Consider the following 351-nt stretch of genomic DNA (forward strand, 5'->3'; position numbering starts at 1 on the left):
ATCGAGATCGAAGCCTATTCCAAACGTTCCAACGTGGCGATGGACGCCGACAAGAGCGGCAGCATCAGCCGCGACGAATACGTCAACTGCGCCAAGGTGGGCATGGATGTGCACCCCATGCGCGAAAAGGGCAACCTCGTGGACAGCGGCATGCTGGACGCGGATGAGGACGGCATGATCAGCAGCGACGAATACCTCGGCTATGCCTTCGACCGGGCCCGGCTGGCCGCGGAAGGTGACTCCGAAGCCGCGGAAGATGCGCAGCGCCTCGTCTACCGCCTGCCCGACGAGGAAAAGCTGGAGTTCGACACGGTTCCGCTCGAAGAGGTCGTGAGCCGGTCCAAGCGGATG

The 351-nt window shown here is 63.0% G+C and carries 1 protein-coding gene; it reads left to right on the forward strand.

The genetic code is table 11. The annotated features are described in order from the left end of the window. Positions 1–351, forward strand: a 351-nt coding sequence (locus A3764_RS01435) for a hypothetical protein (protein ID WP_150122040.1), incomplete at both ends; no start/stop codon positions are given.

It is taken from the genome of Sulfitobacter sp. HI0129 (assembly GCF_001635395.1).
Taxonomy (GTDB): Bacteria; Pseudomonadota; Alphaproteobacteria; order Rhodobacterales; family Rhodobacteraceae; genus Sulfitobacter.